This window comes from Verrucomicrobiota bacterium (genome assembly GCA_038744685.1).
GTDB lineage: Bacteria > Verrucomicrobiota > Verrucomicrobiia > Opitutales > Puniceicoccaceae > Puniceicoccus.
The window spans coordinates 287539-307681 of the sequence record JBCDMB010000001.1; the positions used below are offsets into that span (position 1 = coordinate 287539).

Genomic DNA, 20143 nt, shown 5'->3' on the forward strand with positions numbered 1-20143 from the left:
GTTACTGGACAGATAAGTAGCGGACCGGGAAGGAATCGGATTCTTCCTCGACGAGGCCTCGTTGCACCAAATCCTTCAGGTGTCCGTTGAAGGCATAACAAAGTTCATGATTGATTTCAGCTGGCCAGTCGCCGAGTTGCGGACCGACTTCGTGACAGAGCTCAGTGAGGCCCATCCCGTCATCCGAATTTTTCAGCGTTTCGAGAATCGCAGACTCCGCTTTCTCGACAAATTCACGGCTTCGGCGACAAAAATCGCTGACCTCCTCGCCTCGATAAACAGGCCAGTGGCAACCCGAATAGATTTCCGGCTGCAGCTCCTCGATGCGGCGAATCGAATTCAGGTATTCCGGCACCTGCAGGTAAGTAGGGCAGAGGGCTGGGGCACCTTTCAGATCCAGATAAACCTCGCCGTGGATGGCATCTCCTGCGAAGAGAGCCCGGTGGCGTTTGTCCCAGAGGGCGAGATGGCCCTTGCTGTGGCCAGGGAGGTGGATCACCTCTACGATCCACCCGGGTGAGACTTCGATGAACTCACCACCATCGTAGACCACATCTACTGGCTGCGGTTTGCCCAGAGCGTTCATTATCCAGTCGCGGGTGTCATCGTCGTAAAAGTGCCCGTGCTTCGCTCGGTAGGCATCGTAACGCTCCGCATAGATCACGGCTGGGTCGGACACCTGCGCGGCATCCGCGCGCCCACAGCCAATTTTCGCCTGCGGAGCGATCTTTTTCATGTCAGCATTCCCCCCCTGATGGTCGAGATCGCAATGAGTGATGACGATATGGGTTAAATTCGCAGGGGACAGGCCGATTGCGCGGAGCGCAGGGACAATCACTCCTTCGACGTCGCTTGCGCAACCCGTGTCGAGGAGAACTGTGCCTGTCTCTCCAGCGAGTAGTGGCAGGGAAAGAGGACGTCCGCCCACCTCGGCTTGGATTAAATAGCCACCTTCGAAGACTTCTTCTACCGGAGTTTGGGTTGATGACATAAGCAGTGGGTGAGGAATTTGTGCAGGCCGACAGTTTACATCAGTGTTGGACTATTGAAATGACAGGAATACGCCTAAATATAGTAAAAATTCGCATCATCGTGAAATTCCCGTCTGCTGATTCTTATGAGTAAGAAATCGCTGGAGCTGGCCTACTGTTATGGGGGCATCTCCCAATACGAGCCGGGAGAGGTTCTCGGACCGCGTAAGCTGACTGACTACGAAGCTGTGCTAATTATCGAGGGATCACCCCGGTATGAAACGAATGCCGGGGTTTCGCTTCTCAGTCCGGGAACTATACATGTTGCCAGACCGGAGACGACCGAGACGTTTTACTGGGACGACAAGCATCGGACGCGGCATGCTTACTTACACTTTGATTTGGAATCGATTCCGGATGATTGGGATTCACCAGACAGTTGGCCGAGGTTTCATTTAAAATCCTCTCCAGTAATGATCGAGCTGTTCCGGCACATTCTTGAACGGGCCGTCCGACACTCCGATTGGCCGGCACGGAAGCCTGGGCGTGGTGACAACCGGATCTTCGAGGCCTTTCTCGGACTCTATGTCCATGGTGTCCAACATCATCATGGAGACTCGGCTCCGGCGTTTTCCCAGCCTGTTACCCGAGCCGTCCAGTTTATTCGTGAACGCTTGGACGCCCCGCATTTTGTGCCGATTTCATTGGATGAGCTGGCGGCCGTCTCCCATGTGACTCAGAAGCACTTGTGCCGGGTTTTTCAGCAGGAGCTTGGCGTCTCGCCCATTAAGTCTTGCCGCCTGATGCAGTTTCAGTTGGCGATACCGCTGTTGGCGCGGTCCAATTTGATGATCAAGCAGATCGCGGAACGCTGTGGGTTCCCGGATCAACTGCAGTTCTCGCGCAGCTTTTCCAGGACTTTTGGATATTCGCCGAGCGAGTGCCGGAAAAAGATTCTGAGCGGTGCGGCTCCTCCTCGCATCAATCTACCTGCGATCTTGATGCCACGCCTTTATTGGTGAGGTAGCCAAGGCCTAACATTAACTCCGATAGTGTAATCTCTATCTACGGTAGAAACTTGTGGTTACGTTTTCGGACTGTTTCCTACTGGAGGTAATTCTGTGAAGTCTGGCTCGCCCCCCGTTGAGTCGAATTGATCCGGTGGGGTCTCGATAATTCCTTCCGTGCGCGGAAGACGACCCTCCAGCAAAGGGTCTGCTGTCTCGGACATCCAACGTTCGAGAAGGTAGGCGAGTTCTTTTTTGAGTTCCGCACAGTCCGGATCCATAGCGAGGTTACAGGATTCCTGAGGATCGAAGTCGAGGTCGAAGAGCAACTCACCCGGTTCAGTCCTTTCGGCCAAACCTCTTTCGTGAAGGTAGCGTTTGGAAAGGCTGTTGTCTATATTGGGGAGGATCGTTTTATCGTAGTCCGTATATCGACGGATATACTTCCAACGATCCGTCCGCACCGCTCGTCCTGGCTCTTGGGAAGCATGGAAGTTCACCTCAGCGAAGACTGCATTGCGGGTATTTTCCTGCGCCCCATTTGCCAGTCCGAGAAAAGATTTTCCTTCTAGCCAGTCAGGTGGGTCAACACCGAGCCATTCGCAAATCGTTGGGAAGATATCGATCTGAGAGACGAGCGAATCGATGACTCTGCCACCTGAGAAACTGCCTGGGCCACGGAGGATTAGGAACACTCCTAGTCCGTGGTCGGTCAAACGGCATTTCATATGGGGGAAGGCAATACCATGGTCTGTGGTGCAGACGACTAAAGTATTCTCCCGTAAGTTGTTTTCCTCTAATGCGTTTAGCACCTGACCGAAGGCCTCGTCGGTGCTTCGGATACTGGATTGATAAAGAGCGAAATCACTCCGAGTGATTGGATTGTCTGGAAGGGTGGGCGGAGGCATGACGTAGCGGGAATCATTTGGTGGTGCCGTTCGAGGGAAGTCACCGCCAGTTCCGTTCCGATGGGGGGCGAAAAGACCTACATCGAGAAAGAAGGGGCTGGTCTGGCGACGAGCGAGAAAACTCCGTACCTCCTCAATCGGTTTTTCGAAATCTGTATCAAGAGTCAAGATCTCATCGTAGCCCCCTTCTGATGGATTCGCGAAAGGCGGGATAGCAATATGTTGTTGCCCACAAAGGGCGGTCCGGTAGCCGTGTCCGCGCAGGAAGTTCATCAGCGTCTTTCCATAATCGCGGAGGGTCCAACCTCGGTGCGCCAGCCCCAACATTCCTGCTGAATGGGCTGACTGGCCAGTCAGAAGGCAGGCCCGAGAGGGCGAGCAGGTAGGGTTACCGCAAAAAGCCTTTCGGAACAGCACTCCGTCTTCAGCTAGCCGCTGGAGGTTCGGTGTTAGCACACTATATCCAAAAGGCTGGATGTAGCGGCCAGCATCGTGGCAGTGAAGATAAAGAATGTTAGGGTGAGACTTAGCTTTGTTGTTGGCCATGGTCGACGCGCGGCATCCCCTCAAGGATAGCGCTTCCGGTAGTGTTTGGTTCGTTCGCAGAGGCAGGCGCTGAGACGAGAATGCCGATCAGTAGAGAGTAGGGGAGGTGGATTCTTAGGTTCATCGTTTTAGTAGGCTGGCTTCTGGTCAGGAGGGTAGCCGAACGCCTTCGGCATCGATCCGGACTGGTTCGATTTCGCCATTTTCTTTGTAATTCACGTAGCAGATCGAGGATTCTCGAAAGTAGCAGGTTTGGGTCTGGCTCATATCGTTGCAGATAAAATACCACTGACCATGCCACTCGAAAAAGGAGCCGTGCCGGTCGAAGGTGGAAAGGCGACCTTCCCGGCGACAGTAGTCGAAGGCGGAGCAAAAAAGCTCGGAAGAATTGTCGAAGAAAATGTCTTTTCCCGTGTAGCGGAAATCCTGCGCCAAATACTCATCCTGCACGAATGATCCTTTGCAAACGTAGGGTCCGTAGACGCTATCGGACATCGCGTAGTAGCAGCCCCACGAGAGGTAATAGATACCGTTCCGCTTGTGGAGGTAAGGTTTGTCATCGGTTTTGCCAGGGGCGACCGGGCCTTCTTGACCTTGAATCGTAATTACACGGCTTGGCTCTGCGAGTGATATCATGTTCTCGTCTAACTTCGCGATGTGGTAGTCCCACGCTCCGACGACGATATAAGCGCAGCCGTCATCATCGATCAGGATGCCGGGATCATGGGCGCAGCCTCCTGTATCGTCGCTGGAAATGATGGGCTTTCCGAGGGGGTCACTCCAAGGGCCTACAGGAGTGTCCGAAACGAGGACGTGCGTCGCAAAGGAGCGGTTCGAGAGATACCAGTAGAAATTCCCGTTTCTCTCGGCTGCGTCGGTCGCCCAGCAGTCTCTGAAGTCATCCCCAAAGCCAATTTCCTCGGGGGTTAGGGTGTGCTCATGAGTCCACTTGATAAGATCAGGAGACGACCAAATCCACCAGTCTTCCATCTTAAAGGTTGGGTTATTGCTCGACTTGTCGTGGGTGGCGTAGAGGTAAGCCCTGTCGCCAAAAACACGGATATGCGGGTCACAGACTCCACGACCAGGGAGGAGGGGATTTCCAAAAGTGGGTTTTGTTGATTCCGTATCGGGAGGGTTTTCCAATAGACGAGTGAGATCTCACATAGACTTATTTCGTTGCAATAAAAAACGGATTTTTCCGAATGTCTTCGTAAAGTTGAGGAAGTTACACTGATTCAGGCTGACCCTTGCTTTCTCCAACCCATTGGTGAAATTCCGATTCGGCGAGTGAAAGCGCGATTGAGATGCTTATTTCCAGAAAAGCCACATCGGATAGCCACGTCTTCCAACGGAGAGTAAAGATCTTCGAGTAGTAGTGAACGGGCCTTTTTGACACGGAAGTCTTCAATTATGTCGTGTGGTGCCTCTCCGACGTGATGGATGAACCTACGATACAGTGTTGCTTTGGAAAGTGAAAGGTAGTCTGCAATGTCTGTCACAGAGATTGGCTGTGTGAAGTTAACACGGATGAATTCTACTGCCTTACGGACGTCGCCATCATCAGAAGTGAAGACCTGAGAAGACTCCCGTTCCACTAATTTCAGAGGTGGAACATTCACTGAAATGTCTTTTATCGGCCTCCCTCTCATCAGGCGATCTAGCATCTTTGCTGCAAGATAACCAACAGCCACCTCATTTGGATTGACGGAGCTCAGTGAAGGAGAAGTGCGTCTAACGACTTCGGGCTGATTGACCGCTCCGACCAAAGCCGCATCTCTCGGGATTTTTACCCCAGCCAGGTTAAAGGAATCGATTACTTTCTGCATGCCTACATCTTCAGTGACAAAGATCCCGAAAGGAGGTTTCAGATTCTCCACCCAGTCCTTGAAACGAGTCGCTTCAACCAAATTATTCAAGGGTGCTCTCTGTCGAAACACCTCACAAGTGCGACCGGCTTTCGAAAGTGTCTCCATGAATCCAAGTAAACGAGTGGCTTGGTACCAACCACCTCCCCTTCTTTTAATACAGGCGAATCGAGAAAGCCCCTTGCTTAAAAGATGTTCTGCAGCAGAGACTCCATTAGCGTATTCGTCCCGTCGAACTGTTGGAATACCTGCTTCTTCAAACCATGCCGAGACGTTGACCGCTGGTCTTTTTTGATCGCTGAAAAAGCGTCTGGTTCGATCGTCGGTTACGCGAGCAATGACGCCATCCCAATTCAGAAGGTGGAAAAATCTCATAAAATCGTCTGAGGCAGTGCCGTTGAAAACGAATTCCCAAGAGGTGTTTTCCTCTACGAACCTCCGGATCCCGTCAAAGATCGACACCCTGGTTTCAGGAACAATCGGAAGGTTCAAAATGGCTATTTTTTTCTTTGCTGGCATTTGCTGTTTCAGAGAGCTTTTTCGGTTTTGACGTGCTGTAGGAGCGGAGAATCCGGATCTTGGAGGTGGGTATAGAATGAGTAGAATTAGTCAGTTGGAGTTAGTACTTGGTAGAATGCTTTTTTTGAGACGAAATAGCCTATACATGAGACAATTTTAATATCTTAGGCCGGATGGTGTCCAGCCTCAGTATGGGAAAGTCAAATAGCAGCCGCCTGCGGTTGTTCCTGTTCACACTGTTATCTCCCAACTATGAAAATCTCCGAAAAACTAAGCGTCTTATTGGCTTCTTCACTAACAGCGTCCTCTATCTCAGCGGCTCCCATCGTTTTTAACGACTACCAAACGTTAGGGACTTCCGGGGGTCAGATTATCTCTGGAGCTTCTACCACTGGGGCTACGTTAACCTACTCTGGTAACGGCAACGGAGCAGATGGAATGCAGGCCTTGTTCGACTCGCCGATCACATTTGTCAATGTGGGTGACCGTCTAACCTACAGCTACACCGTTGGTTCTATCTCCTCCAGTGTTGATTTCGGGGCGAACAATGCATTCAGGAGCGGGGTCAATTTTGACTCGGTCACTCCCAACGAGTTCAATTCTCTTCACTATACTACAGGGTACGGTGACATCAGCAACGATGTGAGAATGGCGTTCAATACCAACGCAAATCCCTATTCGGGTGGCACGAATATTGTCCCCACCGAAAACTACAACACCTCTCTTCGTCTGCAGACTGGGAATACAGTAGACTTTACATTGGTCCTGGAATTAGCGGCGATCAACGGACCGAACGACTTTGACTATACCTACACTGGAACCATCGGGGTAGGCAATGCCAATGAGCTTACCATAGTTCGGTCACTTACCGGGATAAAGTCGGATAGTCCCACAGGTATCTATCATCTGACGAATAGTGCTGCTTTAGATATTTTGGATGATACTTGGACGATAAGTAACGGATCTGCGGATTTTACAGCTGTCCCCGAGCCCGGTGCTTTCAGTTTTCTGGGTGGTGCTTTGTCTCTCGCTTTGGTAGCCATGAGACGTCGGAGGTAATGCTCTGGAAGAAGGTGTTCTGTCGCGGACCACTTGGTATCATTGTGGGACTCTTCTTTTTTTCCTAGGTCTTTACCGCTTAAGAAACCGGGGGAATAGGCCGAAGACCTAGCAATTTTGCACCAAAGACTAGGATTCACTAGGTGCCGGGTTCACTTTAGCTCCGCTCCCTGCTCGACCAGGTTATCTGATCTCTTCTTCGGTCAGATTGTTCTGTGGATGAAATCGCATGTCGGGTGGGCGCATCCTCAAGTCCCGCAGTATTGTGCGAGAAAGCACTTGTCTTATCCGTATGATTATGTAGATCAATGCTTTGGCAATCATCCCCGAACAAGTTTCGGCAAGTGACTAGTTTTGTAGAATTTGCGACATGCGCGAGCATCGGATGCTACTGTTTCCTCGTCTTCTTCGAGATCGTTTTCAGTAGAGGTAAGAGTTATGGTGTCGAATAGCCCGTCATGCGGGAGATGTGACTTTCCAACGGTCTTGATGAAGTTTGGAAAAATTGATCTACTGCGAAACGGAGAGCGATCGAAGAGTTTTGACCGGTAAACACTTACCTCTTAGACCGAGAGTAACTGTTGTTTGTTACCTGCCTTCCTCTAGCTTAAACTGACCCCTAATTATTCGACTTGGAGCAACGCCTATCACCCGTTTGAAAACGCGGGAGAAGTGATAAGGGTCATCGTAACCGACCTGAGCAGCAATTTGCTTCACAGGTAATCTGTTGCGCAGCAGAAGTTCAGCGGCTCGATTCATTTTTAGGCGAGAAAGGAGTTGGCGGGGTGATTCTGAATCGAATCTTTTGAAGAGTCGCGATAGATTCACGGGTGTCATCCCGCAGTTCTTCGCAACCTGAGAGACTGAAGTAATCTCAAGATAATTTTTGATAATATACTCGTGACAGCGTTGGTAGCTTAGGCGCGCTTGCGATGAGTATCCGGTCGACTTCTGATCTTCCCGAATTCTCTCGATCAGAAGTTCCAGTAGCATTCGGCAAAAGCGTTTTCGACGGTCTGAGGGTAGCAGTTCTGTTTCGATAATCTGGTCGAAGATATCGTGAATCCAACGGCGGTAGACCATTTGAACTGGATTTCCACTACCAAGAGTGCTTCTTTCCATTAGTGTCTTTGCGTCAAAGCCATCGAAATCGACAAAGAATTTTGCCAGATTTTGCTTTGATTTTGCTCGTAAGGAGTAGTGGACATCCGGTCCGTATGCGAATACTGCGCCTGGTCCTATGGTCCATTTTCCATGTTTAGTTCGTAACTCCCATTGACCGCTGACGATATACTCAATGGCGAACCAGCGAAAATTAGTGCGCTCGAGAAAGTAATTTGGCTTACAACTAGAAAATCCAGCAAACGTAATATTGACGGGGTCGGAAGGTCTTGGCGAAAAGTCGACCACTACCATCCTTTCGGAGAATGACATTTTGCTGATCGCAGGCGAGGTAGTGATAGAATTCACGAAAAGAATGTTAAGAACGTCCATTAAGTCGTCAAGTTGGTCCATTGGCTTGAGGCGAGAATTGGATTAGGGTGTGCGGTGTACGATAAACGCTCCGCTTTCTGCTGTTAATCCCCGTCTAAAACCCAACTAAAAGTTCCGTCGAACCAACAATTCATTTTTTTGGATCTGACGAAAAATCAAGTCACAATCCTACGTTAGCGACACTCACTTTTACAAAAAAGCTTATGCTTTGTCGGACACATCCGCGGGTTAAATTGGCAATAGTAAAACTTAATATTTTTCGGAGATGAAAATTCTTAAAATAACGCAGGAAAGCCTGATTGTGTTTATTACATCAGTTTCGTTCGCCTGTCTTTCTACATATGCTGATTCGAGTGTTAGACATAGTGTCTGGAGTGGAATTGGCAGCGATGTAGATGCCGACGTAAGTTCGGTGAGTCTCTCCGGGTTCACCGTTCAATTCAGAGACGAGAGCGACTCTCGTTCAGACATTGGAATGAGGACATCTTTCGGTCCAGTCACGCTCAGGGAGGGTGAGAAACTGCGAATGTCGTTCCGTTTGGAGGGCGTAAAAACTTCCATAGGGTTCAACAACTCATTCCGTTTTGGTTTTCGTAGTGAAGAGGGAAACGGAAGCACTGCGCACGCGTCGCTTGGCTACGGCACGCCTGGGTTTCGGACGGATTCGAGATTCGGCGGGCTCGGTGACTCCCGCAACCAATTTGGTATGGGAGAGCCGTTTAGTAGCGTGCCGCTTGGGGGAGTCTCCGAAACCGTCTTCACGGGTAGAGAGCCTGAAATCGCTTTGGAGCTAGAGCTTCTTGGAAAGCATGAAGAGGGGGGTGAGGAATACCAAATGACTTTGACTTGGGACGGGCAGACGAACCGATCTGACAAGTTTGTTCGGTTCACGAACCGCTGGGATTCTGCTTACATTTTAACCAATAACGAGGAGTTACAGATCAGTGGTGATGGCTACACGGTTGCTGATTTCTCGATCGAGCTAGTGGAGTAGGTAACGTTGGCGGGCTGATCGACCAAGCCGTTTCAAGGGTAGAAGCGGATCAGGACTCAGACCAAATCGGAGATTTATCACTTTTTTATAAGAACTCTACAACTAGAACCGTGAGAGACAGGAACAGAAAGCTACTTTTTGTGGTTCCATTGTTTGCTGCATCGGCAATGCGGTTTTCGGTAGCAGCTGAACCTTACGATCGGCTTCCGGGTGAACTTAGCGCTGACGAGATCCTGGATGGCGTCTATCCGTATCCGCCCCCTCCAGTGGTTGATTGGCAGCATGATGACGATGGTTTTGCTTTTGACCGGTTGACGGCTGTTCCTGAGCCAGGAATACATCCACGGGTCCTTTTCAGCCCGGAGGATATTCCTCAGATCCGGGAGCGACTTGAAAACACGGAAGATGGACGTGAGATGCTAGCTACTCTACGCAAACGAGTGAATGAAAGCATTTTGGCTAGAGGTACTTGGGAGAACGAGTTTTACGAGGCATTGGTCGAAGGCGATATCGACGAGGCGAAAAGAGTCTGGAACGAAGACAACAAGCCGAACTCAAGGCCGGGCCACTACCAGCCTTATCTTCTCTACGAAATCGTCCTGCATGCTTTCGATTGTCTCATTCATAACGACAGAGCCGCGGGAAGACGTTGTGCCGCAGCGGTCGCGTCCTATGCGAAGATGATAGAGCCGGCGATTGAAGAGCAGTTCTCCGTTGGGGAACTTTCGGACGATGTTTGGCGGGTCAAGGTGACTGGACCGCATACTGGATCTGCGAAGGAGGATCAGGGGGTGCGGAAACTGGTCGGGTATCACTTACTTGGATACGCCTACGACTTTACTGCGCCCTTCATGACCAATCTGCAGAAAAACCAAGTGAGGAGCGTGATCGCTTTGGTGACGAACGGAAAGGTCTGGCTGGGCGCCGCCATGCCGAAAAACTGGAGAGTATGGAATTGGGTCATGGTCGGTCTTGGGCAGCCACTTCTGGCTCTTTCGATAGAGGGTGAACCGGGATACGACGAGCGTGTCTACGAGATGGGTGTCGAAATACTGAACGACTACCTGACCTATGGGATTACCCCCATGGGTAGTTCTACTGAGGCTGTCGGTTACACTCAGTTCGGATTTGTTTGGGGTAGCCCATTCATGCTCGCTGCAGCCCGGCGGGGAGACAACTACTTCACTCACGAACACTATCGGGCGATGAACGAGTGGTACCTGCACACCTTGCAGCCATTCGGGGCGCAATGGACGAGTTACGGCGACGGAGGTGACCGTGGACCCGCGGTTTATAATCTCGCCCTCTTGCGGCACTTTTATCCGGAGGATTCAGGGATAGAATTGCTTTGGCAGCAGATGCTGAAAGAGGACGGAGGCACGACTTTCCAGAGAAATTTCCACATGCTTCTCCCGATGATCGCAGCCGCCGATAGCGAAGGGGCTGAAATTGAAATCCAAGAACTTGGATTACCGCTAACTTGGTTCGATGAGGATCGTGGATTCGTTGCCGCACGTAACTCTTGGGACGAGGATGCTGCTTATCTGCAGTTCGAGGCTCGCCCGGATTCCTTCATGCACGGTCATGAACACGCAGATCGGGGCAGTTTCAACTTCAGTGCGTTGGGCCGCGTCTGGGCCAAAGACAACTTTCGGTCCGTCGAATCACGGTATCATAACGTCGTCATGATTGATGGGGCAGGTCAGGGTTTCCAGCCTGGTCCGGTGGAGTGGTTGGAATTCGACGATTCGGACCAGGCCCTTATTGCTTCCGTCAACCTCAAGGATGCTTATGATTGGTTTTGGCCTAAGCCGATTATCACGAAGAATCCTGACCCGGCGGTTACTCCACGGTTCAACTTTGACCGATGGAAATCCTACGCGGAGCAAAGCAAACAGTTTGTAGAGGACTACGCAGGTGTTGAGAAAGGTCCAGAGACGAGGGAGGTCGTCGCGAACCACCACAAAGGTTACAAGGATTTCATCAGTGCCCGTTTCTGGGATGAGGACCCGATCCCGACGCGAGTCTCCCACAATCCGGTACAATACGCTTATCGAACCATCCTTTTTCGGAAAGGTGATCACCCTTACGTGATCGTAGTAGACGACATCCGGAAAAGCGAGGAAGAGCACGAATATGTGTGGCAAATGCAGATGGGATTGGACACTGCGGTCGCCCGAATGGAAGAAGCCGATATTGTTTTGGCGGACGATCGTCCGCGTCAGCGGGTCCGATGGGGTTTTCAGCGTCTGGACAAAGGTGAACGGGCCTTACTCGTCCGGGTTCTCGAACAAGCTGAGCCCGCACTGAATCGCGATTACCACACGAGGGGTTCTCCTCGGCTCGAAACTGTCGAGCGAATCGACATGCTCAAGCCTGAGGGTCGTTCCTTTGGACTGGATAAACGCCTTGTCATTCCCAGCCGCTCTGTGGAGCCGAACTTTAAGATCCTCCTCCTGCCGTTTCGGGAAGGCGACGAGCTTCCCAAGACCATTTGGAACGAAGACCAAACGGAACTACGGATCGAGTGGAGCGACCAGACAGATCTCCTTTCCTTTCAGAAAGACGCCGAAGGTCGGACCCGTGTGGAACTCGATCCGATCGCAAAAGAGGAATTCTCAATAACCAAAGTAAACGATTCTTGGTCTCTATCGGGTTTCCAAAGGTCTCTTCCCATCAAAACCAACATCGTGGAAAGATGACACGGAAATTGAGAGCGGGTTTGGTCGGATTGAACTTTGGCAGGAAGATCATTGAAGGGCAGATTCTTCGTGGACCAGGAGCCAATTTTATCGAGCTGGCTGCCGTGTGCGATCAGGACGCAGATCTGTGTAATCGACTTGCACATCAATACAATGTTGCAGCCTACCACCACCTGGATCAGCTACTCGCAGACAAGTCCGTCCCTGTAGTAATTTTGATCACCGGACCTAACGGCCGCGCGGATTTGATTCGGCAAATCATCCGCTCAGGAAAGGACGTGATGACCACTAAACCGTTCGAGCTCGATCCTGGAGCAGCAGCGGCTGTTTTGGAGGAAGCAAGAGCCTTGGACCGTATCGTTCATCTCAATTCACCCAATGCGACCAACTCTGAGGACTTTCAGATTATTAATCGATGGAGGGAGCAATATGATCTCGGTAAGCCTGTTGCTGGTCACCATGAGTGTTGGTATAAAGCAGTAGAGGAGGCTGACGGCACGTGGTATGACGATCCAGACCGTTGTCCAGCTGCTCCAATCTTTCGTTTGGGCATCTACGGAATCAACGACATGCTGCGGGTTTTTGGAGAACCGGAATCGATTCAGGTCATGCAGACCCGCATGTTTACGAAGCGTCCAACTCCGGATATGGCACGTTTGTGCATCAAGTTTAAAAGCGGTGCGATGGCTGACACTTTCGACGGTTGGACGATCTCGCCAGAGCGCCAGAGCACTTCGATGACGTTGTATTTTGAAAACGGGACTATCTATCGAAACCCAACGATGATGCCGTGTGATCCGATCCGCGCGAGGATTCAAGAGTTTACCTATTTGTCGTTGTCTACTCCAGACTGTTCAGACGGTATGCCGATTGAGACACTGCGGATCTCAAACGACAAATTGAGCCAGGTTTACCAGTGGGATATCTTCCATAGAACGGTAACGACCCGAATCCGACCGGTCGACGAGACTCCGGACTCAGTTGTTGTAGATTCACTCCGAATTATCGCAGCTTTACAAGAAGCTGCGGAAACCGGAGAGACCGTTCGATTGGACCGATCTTTCGTTTACTGAACCCAACCCTAAGCCACTACCCCAAATGAAAATACCTAGTCACAAAAGACCCTCCGGTGCGTTCACCCTCATTGAACTTCTCACTGTGATCGCGATTGTCGGGATTCTCTCAGCAATTTTGATCCCAGTCGTTGGTAATATCCGTGAGCGTTCGGCAACAACCAAAGACATGGCCAAAATAAAATCTATTGGTCACGCAATTGCGATGCATGTCGCCGACAACAATGGACGTCTTCCCAATCCGGAAACTCCAATCCGAGGAACTAAATTGGATGGTGACGACCAGACGGATCGATGGAATTTCTACGAAGCAGTTGATCGCTACATGGATCCTCCCGAAAATTTTAATCCGCGATCAATCTACAACTACAATCGAAGAGATACTTGGTATTCCGAGTCTGCTGACCAGTCACCGGAGGGAGATCCTCGCTACCTTGGATTTGCCCCAAATCCTCACATGTTACGGACTTTCGGTGGTGCTGCATCATGGATGGGTTACACTACAAAAGTCCCCGAGTTGGCGAAGATGGTGTTGGTGACTGAGGTAACTGACGTTCCAGGAAGTGGCAGATATGACTTGAATCCCAGTGTAGAACCAACTGTCGATCCTCTGGTCGCCTCCCAATATCGCGCCTCTCGTCCGGGAGGAGCTGCACTTTACTTATTCGGTGACTACCGGGTGGAGCTATTGGAGGGCAACCAAGGTTCAAGTGTGAAACCAGAGATCTGGTTCTGGGAAGACTGATTGACTAGTGCAATGATCCTCGTTTCGCGTAAGACCCCTTTTGGCTTCATTGCACTTCTTTATCTCTTTTTCGGAACTGTTCCCTCCTTTGCTGTAGACGAGGAGGATAGTCTACGCCTTTCCCAGTGGCCTGGAGGGTTACCAGGTGTGGAATCATCAAGTGACACTGTAGTGCCTAGTGGAGAGCGGTATTGGATCTTTAGTAGCTCCGATTCGCCTGCTGACTCCCTAACGATTCGGAAGGTTTCAGGAGAGAAGATTCTTCAAAAGGAAGACTTTTGGCAAGGATCCGGTAATCCCATTGGTATTCCCTACGAGGACGGTGTCATTCTTCTGGACTCAGGAGATGGAGATTCTCAATCAAGACCGCTATATCTTGCTCTCGATGAGGAAGATGTCTTGGTAGAGAGAGTGCTTCCACAGCTCCCTGAGGTCTTTGAGAGTCCGGTGGCACAGGTTCAGGGAGACGATCTGTACGTCTTTGGGAAGGTGATTGATGATTCGGAGAGTGCGCAGATGGAGCTTTTCCGGCTGGGCTTGGAAGAAGCGGATTCGAGTTGGCAGGAACTCGAACCGTTTCCGGGCTTCTTAGAAGAGAAGCCTCTTTTTTTGACCCACGATGATATGCTACTTGTATTCGGTAAGTCCGGAGAAGGCGTGTATCAAGCGTGGTCTTACACTATAAAGCCAATCGACGGCACCACTCACCGGGGGTGGAAGGATTTGGGTTCAGTGCCGTTCGATCCTACTGGGGCGCTCGTTTACTTTTCCGGTCAAGCACATTTGATTGCCCTAGGAGGAGAGCAGAATGACGATGGATCGACACCGGTCTACGCTTATCACACGGTAACGAATACTTGGGTCGAAAAAGGAGACTTGCCCGCTGGAGTCACCCCGCTCGTCCTCATCCCACTCGCCGATCAGATCGTCCTATTGGGAGAGGATGAGGCTGGAGAGGAGGTGTTTTGGGAGATCCAGCTGGAGTCAAAGATCAAGAAACTCTCTTTCGCTGATTACAGCGTCATGATTGTCTATTTCATTCTCATGGCTGGGATCGGTGTTTACTTTGCAAAGAAGCAAAATACCAGTGAGGAGTTTGCCTTAGGAAACCGGAGAGTGAAGTGGTGGGCTGCGGGGATCAGTATGTTTGCCACAGGGGCTAGCTCGATCAGCTTCATGGCGATTCCGGCCCTGACGTTTCGCAGCAATTTAGTTTGGTTTTTTCCGGTTCTTTTTCTAATTCCCATCTTTTTTCTGCAGGCCTACATAATCTATCCGCTTCTGAGGAATTTGTCGCTGACCTCGACTTACGAATACTTGGAGCGTCGTTATCACCCGGCATTACGGTATCTCGCGAGTTTGCAGTGTATTGCGTTTCAAGTCGTTGGTCGCATGTCGATCGTCTTGCTGCTCCCAGCTCTGGCGATCTCAGCGGTAACCGGGTTAGACGTTGGACTCAGTGTCCTGATGATGGGGGTCATGACCACGATCTATACTGCGGTTGGCGGATTTGAGGCGGTAATCTGGACCGACGTTTGCCAAGGGATACTCATGCTGTTCGGGGCTTTGCTCATTTCCGCAATAGCGATTGGTTCGCTACCGGGTGGAGTCGGCGATTTTGTCGCGGTCAACCAGGAGTTCAACAGGTTTCAGTACGCGATCTTCAGTTTCGACTACACCGTACCGATCATCTCCATCTCCATTTTTGCTCTCTTAATGCAGCAACTGGGTTTTGTTGCGGACCAGCCCTCAATTCAGAGAGTTTTTGCGACACCAGAAAAGGAGATGAAGAAGCTTGCCGGGATGGCTGTCTTTTGCGGGATCGCAATCGCGGCGGCAGTGAATCTGGTCGGACTATCAATTTTTGCTTACTTCCATTCGTTTCCGGAGACTCTTGATCCAACGATGTCGAACGACCAAGTGGTTCCTCTCTTCATCGTTCAATCTCTCCCGGTAGGGATCGCTGGTCTGATCGTTGCTGCTCTTTTCGCAGCATCGATGTCAACGCTCTCGAGTAGCATGAACTCTGTGGCAACCCTGATCTCAGAGGATTTCTATCGTAGAATTAAACGAGATAGTTCCGACCGGTCCCGTTTAATTCTCATGAAGGTTTCTTCCCTGGTCGTTGGAGTGATCGGAACTGGAATCGCCTTCTACATGGCTCAGATGGATCTTACCTCGATTTTCAAAACTTGGAATGAAGCCGTAGCTCTCCTCGGCGGCGGTTTCGTCGGCATTTATATTGTCGGTATGTTTACCAAACGAGTCCACAGCGGTGGAGCTTTTATTGGAGCAATCGCAAGTATCGCGATCGTTATTTACGCAAAGAATATGACGGCCTTCCACTGGGTGTTTTACGTCCCCATCGCAGTTGTAAGCTGCATGGTGGTGGGATATCTGGTTAGTATGATTCTTCCCAGAGATCCTTCGAAGGATCTGACCGGGCTAACTGTTTTCAGCCGCAAGTGAAATCTGAAAAGCCGTAGGAAGTCTGAGAAATCAAAGCATCTCTTCCCGACGGCGACTGCGTTTTGGTTGTGCCAATCAGTGGCCACCAGTGAGAAACGATCTTTCCTCTTTGATCCTTATTCGCAACCAAATCCGAGTCGACGCAATCGAATTACTCCGTAATGGAACCTACTGAACCAGAATTGACACCGGAAAAATCGGCTTGGCTAAACCCTGAAATCGGTTTCGAGAAGCGAGCTCGGTTGCTTGTGGCTGCCATGACCTGGGAAGAGAAGATTGGTCAGTTGAACTATCGAAACCCAGCGATTCCTCGACTTGGGGTTTTGCCTTATGTTTGGTGGAACGAAGCTCTTCACGGTCTAGCTCGTTCCGGTGCGGCAACCGTATTTCCGCAAGCAATCGGAATGGCGGCGACCTTCAATACCGAACGGGTTTCCCGCATGGCGGATATCATCGCGAAGGAGGGGCGAGCACGACATCACGAAAGTCTTCGAAGAGGGGACTTTGGCACCTACAAAGGGCTTACCTACTGGTCGCCCAATGTAAATATCTTCCGTGACCCGCGCTGGGGAAGAGGGCACGAAACCTACGGAGAGGATCCTTTTTTGACCGCTCGGATGGGAGTTGCCTATGTCGAGGGGTTGCAGGGGAAACACCCGCGTTTCCTCCAAGCGGTCGCAACCCCAAAACACTTTGCGGTTCACTCGGGTCCCGAGCTGACCCGGTTATCCTTCAATAGCGTTGCCGACGAGAGAGATCTCCGGGAAACCTACTTACCGGCGTTCCCAGCATGTATCGAAGCAGGCGCACAGTCGATTATGACAGCCTACAACGCCTACAATGGAGAACCCTGCGCGACCAACCGTAAGTTACTTCGGAAGGTTTTGCGCAAAGAGTGGGGCTTCGACGGTGTCATAGTTACGGATGCCGGAGCCCCGGAAGCTCTTTACGAGGAACATAAGACAGTTCCCGATCTTCCAACGGCGGTCGCGAAAGTGATCAACAGCGGGGTCGACGTGGCCGTTGGATTTTCCAGCGATCTTTCGGTAGCCATCGTGGAAGCGGATGAGCGCGGTCTATTCGAAGAGGCCGAGGTAGATCGTGCGGTTTACAATCAACTATTGGTAAAACTCCGCTTGGGTATGTTCGATGATCCATCTGAGGTTCCCCTAGCAGACAGTCCTTACGAGTGTATTGAGTGCCCCGAACACCTTGAAGAAGCCCGTCAAGCCTGCCGAGAATCTCTCGTTCTACTCAAGAATGATAGGGGTTTCCTCCCTCTTGAGAAGGAGGCAATTAGTAATATCGGAGTGATTGGCCCGAATGCCGATGCCCGGGACATACTTCTCGGAAACTACCACGGCACGCCGACCCGGCAGATCACGATCCTCGAAGGAATTCAGCGTGCGGTTTCTGAATCCTGTCGGGTTTGGCATGGACGGGGATGCGAGCATCTATCGAGCCGAACCGAAGTCTGCGCGGAAGACGATGATCGCTATGCCGAAGCCGCTGCCATCGCATCCCGATCTGATATCGTGGTCCTTTGTCTCGGCCTGAATCCAAGTATCGAAGGAGAGGCTGGCGATGCTTTCAACGCTGAGGCCGGTGGGGACAAACTCCAAGTGGAGCTGCCTGCTTGTCAGGAGAAACTCATCGAGACAGTCGTTGAAACCGGCACTAGCGTCGTAGTCCTCATGTTTGCAGGATCTTCGGTTGTCAGCCCAACCTTGGAGCGCCTCGGACTGCCGCTCCTGCATTGCTGGTATCCTGGAGCGGAGGCTGGAGATGTGGTTGCGGCAACTATTTTCGGTGACGAAAATCCTGCCGGCCGTCTGCCCCTCACTTTTTACCGGAACACGAGCGATCTGCCCCCTTTTGAAGAGTACTCGATGGAGAATCGAACTTATCGATTTTTCAGCGGCCAGCCTGCTTATCCCTTTGGCTATGGACTTTCGTACACGAATTTTGGATACGAGGATTTGCGAATTAAACAGATAGGAAAAGACGTGGTGATCCAAGTGGGTGTGGCCAACTTGGGTGAGCGAAAAGGAGATGAAGTCATCCAGGTGTACGCCCATTGGCATTCCGAAGAACGTGTGCCGATCCGGGAACTCAAAGCTTTTCAACGCCTATCGCTTCCACCTCGTGGGAGAGAAGAGATCTCCTTTACGATTCCGGTTGCTTCTCTGTCCCTGATTGATGCAGCCGGTAGACGGTACCCTTTCAAGGGAGTGTTACGGTTTTCGGTCGGCGGTTCCCAGCCCGACCCACGATCCGTTGAATTGATGGGACGGGCACCGCTTAAGGGTGAACTAGACCTTGACGGGGCGTAACCGTTCGTACTGCATCGGCGCAAGGTCGAGCCCTACGTTTGAGAGACATAGATACAGAGCACTCTTCTAAATATCGATCCCTGTCGCGTAGGGACCAGTCAACTATTCGAAGCGACCGTAAGCTCATGCGTAGACTTCCTCAGTAATGGTAAGACCTCCCCCCGATTCGGCCAAGCCGATGACTTCCTCTAACCAAGTCGTGCCGACCGTTTTGACGTGGAGTCCAGCATCGTGCCTCTTGATCGGTGGGTTGATGGCTGGATAGATAGCGAACAGATCGGAACCCGAGTGGACACTGAGTTTCAGTGAATCCGGAAGGCGAAACTCTCTAATCGCAAACGCGATGACAAACAGGTCCTCTTCAAATTCCTTCTCAAACTGGTCGAGGTCACACACGTATTGAATGCACTTGTTAAACCGTCCGGTAAATTTAGGTGCGATAGACTGGGCTGGAACCTTTTCCGCTGCAATCATCGACAGGATGAGGAAAAGTTCGGTTGGTGTTTGTGGAGAGTCGGTTTCGTCGATGGATACCTCTATGACGAAGTTTCCCTCTCTATTGAGCGCAACGATTTAATCGTAAATCATTGGGGCTGCTTCGACTGCAGCGAGGAACTTTCCGGCGACCTCCGTTAGCGTGTATTCGGAGATTACAAGTGGTTCGGAGATACCGAGTATCTCGACTTGGGCGATGCATTTTCGATTGGCTGATATGGAAGCCGTCATCTCCGCAGAATTCGATGTTTCGCCGACGAAACCTGCCACATCGAACGAATCTCAGATTGTATCCCTAATCCGACGAATGATCACCTTCCCGTCGTCTTCGTTCTTGATAATCGCCAAAAAACGAGAATCGGAGGACCCAATCCATGTGTTCGCGTAGAGCATCTTCCATGTACCTTCCTCTTCGATGGCAACGCGGATGCGACAGGTGCTTTCGTCCGAGTTCTCTGGAAACACTTCAACCAAGTAGTCTGACATTGGCTTTAACATGTGGCGCGAATCGTTCGCAACGACGGCGACTGGTGATCCTGTGAGATTGAAGAAGCGATAACTTCCTAGAGGATGAACATCTTCGCCATCGGGTATTAATACCACGGAAATCTCTCCGTCGTCTTGCGGAAAAATTAATAGAAGGCTCTTCTTCGCTACATCTTTTAGATCAACGACTGCTTTCGGTGGGGTCCCCGCCACTGCATCGTCCGGGTAAATTCGTAGGAAGGGCGGCCCCTCATACTCGTATGTAAAAGACCGGGAACCATCGAAGGCGACGAGAGGGCTCAGTGTACCATCTCCAGTCAGGTAGGAAAGATCGCGAATTGTTCCATCTATACTCAGAACCTGAAACTCCACCTTAACGATCTCCTCCTCTTCCGGGAGAGCACTTACACTCTGACAAGGAGAGACGAGCACTGCCAAGAAAGCGGTTATGAGGGGAAGGCGTTTTTGCATCGT

The 20143-nt window shown here is 51.0% G+C and carries 16 protein-coding genes; 8 read left to right on the plus strand and 8 right to left on the minus strand.

The genetic code is table 11. The features are described from left to right. Nucleotide 1: 1 nt before the first annotated feature. Nucleotides 2-991, minus strand: coding sequence for an MBL fold metallo-hydrolase (locus AAGJ81_01260; protein MEM0964763.1), 990 nt, complete (start codon nucleotides 989-991; stop codon nucleotides 2-4). Between the two features lie 126 nt (nucleotides 992-1117). Between AAGJ81_01260 and AAGJ81_01265 the strand changes: the two genes are divergently transcribed. Further along, nucleotides 1118-1993 (plus strand): AraC family transcriptional regulator, encoded by an 876-nt coding sequence (locus AAGJ81_01265; GenBank protein ID MEM0964764.1) that lies wholly within the window; start codon nucleotides 1118-1120, stop codon nucleotides 1991-1993. Between the two features lie 62 nt (nucleotides 1994-2055). On the opposite strand, the gene AAGJ81_01270 is transcribed toward AAGJ81_01265, so the two are convergent. The 3 genes from AAGJ81_01270 to AAGJ81_01280 form a co-directional block, all read right to left on the minus strand. Next, nucleotides 2056-3432, minus strand: coding sequence for a sulfatase (locus AAGJ81_01270; protein ID MEM0964765.1), 1377 nt, complete (start codon nucleotides 3430-3432; stop codon nucleotides 2056-2058). A 147-nt stretch (nucleotides 3433-3579) separates the two neighbouring features. Further along, a complete protein-coding gene (locus AAGJ81_01275; protein ID MEM0964766.1) occupies nucleotides 3580-4578 on the minus strand; it encodes a family 43 glycosylhydrolase in 999 nt (332 codons plus the stop codon). Nucleotides 4579-4670: 92 nt separating this feature from the next. Next, nucleotides 4671-5819: a substrate-binding domain-containing protein gene (locus AAGJ81_01280; protein ID MEM0964767.1), complete on the minus strand. Its 1149-nt coding sequence runs from the start codon at nucleotides 5817-5819 to the stop codon at nucleotides 4671-4673. A gap of 252 nt (nucleotides 5820-6071) precedes the next feature. Between AAGJ81_01280 and AAGJ81_01285 the strand changes: the two genes are divergently transcribed. Next, nucleotides 6072-6878, plus strand: a complete 807-nt coding sequence (locus AAGJ81_01285; protein ID MEM0964768.1) for a hypothetical protein — start codon at nucleotides 6072-6074, stop codon at nucleotides 6876-6878. Nucleotides 6879-7466: 588 nt separating this feature from the next. Here the strand turns inward: AAGJ81_01285 and AAGJ81_01290 are convergent. Then, nucleotides 7467-8393, minus strand: coding sequence for an AraC family transcriptional regulator (locus tag AAGJ81_01290; protein ID MEM0964769.1), 927 nt, complete (start codon nucleotides 8391-8393; stop codon nucleotides 7467-7469). A gap of 244 nt (nucleotides 8394-8637) precedes the next feature. Here AAGJ81_01290 and AAGJ81_01295 point away from each other — a divergent pair, with 244 nt between their 5' ends. The 6 genes from AAGJ81_01295 (at nucleotide 8638) to AAGJ81_01320 (ending at nucleotide 18688) form a co-directional block, all read left to right on the plus strand. Further along, nucleotides 8638-9366, plus strand: coding sequence for a hypothetical protein (locus tag AAGJ81_01295; GenBank protein MEM0964770.1), 729 nt, complete (start codon nucleotides 8638-8640; stop codon nucleotides 9364-9366). Nucleotides 9367-9476: 110 nt separating this feature from the next. Next, nucleotides 9477-12068 carry a hypothetical protein gene (locus AAGJ81_01300; protein MEM0964771.1) on the plus strand — a complete coding sequence of 864 codons (2592 nt, stop codon included), beginning with the start codon at nucleotides 9477-9479 and terminating at the stop codon, nucleotides 12066-12068. Next, nucleotides 12065-13141: a Gfo/Idh/MocA family oxidoreductase gene (locus AAGJ81_01305; protein MEM0964772.1), complete on the plus strand. Its 1077-nt coding sequence runs from the start codon at nucleotides 12065-12067 to the stop codon at nucleotides 13139-13141. Before AAGJ81_01300 ends, AAGJ81_01305 begins: the two co-directional genes overlap by 4 nt. 25 nt (nucleotides 13142-13166) lie before the next feature. After that, the gene (locus AAGJ81_01310; GenBank protein ID MEM0964773.1) at nucleotides 13167-13886 is read left to right on the plus strand and encodes a type II secretion system protein; all 720 of its coding nucleotides are present in this window, start codon (nucleotides 13167-13169) and stop codon (nucleotides 13884-13886) included. 12 nt (nucleotides 13887-13898) lie between these two features. After that, a complete protein-coding gene (locus AAGJ81_01315) occupies nucleotides 13899-16355 on the plus strand; it encodes a sodium/solute symporter (GenBank protein MEM0964774.1) in 2457 nt (818 codons plus the stop codon). A gap of 161 nt (nucleotides 16356-16516) precedes the next feature. Continuing rightward, on the plus strand, nucleotides 16517-18688 hold the full coding sequence (locus AAGJ81_01320; GenBank protein MEM0964775.1) for a glycoside hydrolase family 3 N-terminal domain-containing protein: 2172 nt from the start codon (nucleotides 16517-16519) through the stop codon (nucleotides 18686-18688). A 123-nt stretch (nucleotides 18689-18811) separates the two neighbouring features. On the opposite strand, the gene AAGJ81_01325 is transcribed toward AAGJ81_01320, so the two are convergent. From AAGJ81_01325 to AAGJ81_01335, 3 genes are read right to left on the minus strand one after another with little or no spacing between them, the layout of a single operon-like run. After that, complete coding sequence (locus AAGJ81_01325; protein MEM0964776.1) at nucleotides 18812-19261, minus strand: tagaturonate epimerase family protein; 450 nt, start codon at nucleotides 19259-19261, stop codon at nucleotides 18812-18814. Then, nucleotides 19262-19414, minus strand: coding sequence for a hypothetical protein (locus AAGJ81_01330; protein MEM0964777.1), 153 nt, complete (start codon nucleotides 19412-19414; stop codon nucleotides 19262-19264). A gap of 51 nt (nucleotides 19415-19465) precedes the next feature. Next, nucleotides 19466-20140 carry a hypothetical protein gene (locus tag AAGJ81_01335; protein MEM0964778.1) on the minus strand — a complete coding sequence of 225 codons (675 nt, stop codon included), beginning with the start codon at nucleotides 20138-20140 and terminating at the stop codon, nucleotides 19466-19468. Between the last annotated feature and the right edge of the window lie 3 nt (nucleotides 20141-20143).